Annotated in this window: 2 protein-coding genes; both read right to left on the bottom strand. The window is 54.8% G+C overall.

Going from position 1 to position 2,155, the window contains the following annotated elements:
* On the bottom strand, positions 1-261 hold a 261-nt coding region (locus FHU13_RS27235; RefSeq protein WP_183438944.1), incomplete at its 3' end, for a transposase family protein.
* Positions 262-563: 302 nt separating this feature from the next.
* Entirely contained in the window at positions 564-1,619 is a 1,056-nt protein-coding gene (locus FHU13_RS27230) for a hypothetical protein (protein ID WP_183438943.1), read from the bottom strand.
* Positions 1,620-2,155 lie beyond the last annotated feature (536 nt).

Genomic DNA, 2,155 nt, shown 5'->3' with positions numbered 1-2,155 from the left:
GACCTTCGTCCGGCATTCCGTTCCGACGCACCGGAAGCGGCGGACGCTGATCGTGATTACGACGCGTCGGCCAGCGACCGGCAGATCCGATAGGGTGCGGATGTACCGGCTGTGCACACGGGACGAGATCCCGTCACACCTCGGACACCGGGCCGACGCGGCGGTCGGCCGAGCGGTGATGGTCAGACCCGCCCCCACCTCGATGTGATCGACGACAAGGCCAGGCGGAACGACAGAACCGAGATGAAGGCTGTGGGGCATGGCAGGATCTCCGACGGCTGAAGCCGAGATCCATCAACCCGCCTGCACCGAAAGTGAGTCAGAGCCCAAAAGTGACCCACATGCTTCGTTTTGGATCAGATACTTAGCGCGCCGATCGGCGTCCAAAACGCACTCTGAGTCACACAACTGCAAATGTAGCATATATTTCTCCATAGCGATAAAGGAATTCCTGTTCGGAATCATGATACACCACTATAATTTTCTGATCTAATGATTATATACACTAGAATATCCCTTGAATATAAATAAGTTTATGATATAATAATGAAAATCATATAAATTTATTTCGGCTGTTTGCGGTTAAGCGGTTTCGTATTTTTTGTTTCAAGCTCAGTCGCATCCCGGTTCATCAATGCTCGAAGCGTTGAATCGAGATCTTCTCGGGTCTGCACCCAGTGGAGCGCCTCACGCTCGCGGGTCTGCTCCTCCAGAGCCGCCCGGAAGGCTCTGGCCGCCTCCTCCAGGCGCGCCGTCCCGCTCTCTCGCTCGCCTAGAACCTGAAGTGCGATGCCGAGACTGGCCTGAGCTCCGGCCCACTGGAGCGGCACGCGCTCGCGCGATTTCAAAGTCAGAAGCTGACCATAGCGCTCAATGGCTAGCCGAGCTGCAGCGTTGTCACCGCGTTCTGAGCCTTGCTGGTAAAGGGCCGCGGCTTCCTGCTCTAGGTAGCTTAACCGCTTAGCGTCTTGACCACTTGGTACTCGCGCTGCAGCTGCTGCAAAGTGCTTGGCTGCCTCAGAGTAGCGCAAGCGGGTCAACGCTAGCGTTCCCCGCTGCCCACTAGTCTCGGCTGCACTCAGTGCAAGGCGGTCCAGAGCTGAAGCTTGGAGCTCTTCAACATTAGCTAAAATTTCATCGGCTTTGGCAAGGTCCCCTATATCAATTGCTTTCTTCGCGTCATCTTTGAGCTCCCCTATTCTAGGGTCATCACTAATTTGCACATTAGAGCTCGCCTTAGCTTTTTCTTGTAGAGCTTTGAACCGCTCCGCGACTTCAACCAGCTTTGCGGCTAGCTGCTCAGGCGGGGTGCTCGCTTCACCCACAACCTCTAACGCAGTACGAAGTTGTTTCTCGTTAAGAGCTAATTTTTCTTGCAGAAGCTTTATTATATGCTGCTGACTGACGGAGAGTGCCTCATGAGGGCGCGTTGCGTTACGAACAGCTTCCTCGACTTCCTTGTAAGGCACCCCTTCAATACGAACAGTGTTGCCAATTGCGGTTCCTCCGAAAGCAACACTGCCATTATCAGCCTGAACTGTGCTGGTCTGCGCGTAACTAGCTTTCTCACCTGCTACGAAAACGCTGGCTAAAATAATGAGGCAAGGCAGCCTTCTCATGGCTTAACCTCAGGTTTCTGCCCTGCCGAGCAGTTGCCGGTGTTGCCTGCCGTGATGGTACTGCCCGAGGCGCTGCCCATAGCAACGCTACCGCAGGTCGCGGTTGTGGAGAGGCCGCTAGCTAGAGGTTTATCGGGAGTGGTGAAGTGGACGTAGGCTGCCCATAGCCCTGCGATAATCGCGGCAAGTCCACCGCCAACCCAGGTCAGGATCTCGCGATTATTCTTCGACATTAAAAACGACCGGGCGCGTTTCATAGACAGCGGCCTTCTAGATAAAGACTAGCCAGCTCAAAACAATTCGTTGCTCATCAGAAACTGAAACCAGCCGTTCCGCCGGCGTGAACCGCCAGGCGTATCTCGCACTCTGAGTGATCATTCTGGTCGCCTGCAAGAGGCAAATCGTGGCTGACAACCCATTGAGGGGAAAATTCTGCACTCATCTCCAATGAACAAAGCGTTTTGAGTCCAGCGAGGAAGGCCTGCCCAGCCAAAGCGTCGGCGCTAGCGGGCCTTCACCCCGGGGGCATACTGAAA

Origin of the sequence: Methylobacterium sp. R2-1 (assembly GCF_014191355.1) — a bacterium.
GTDB lineage: Bacteria > Pseudomonadota > Alphaproteobacteria > Rhizobiales > Beijerinckiaceae > Methylobacterium.
The sequence above is the reverse complement of the archived record's forward strand: the minus strand, read 5'-3'. Positions and strand labels throughout refer to the sequence as shown.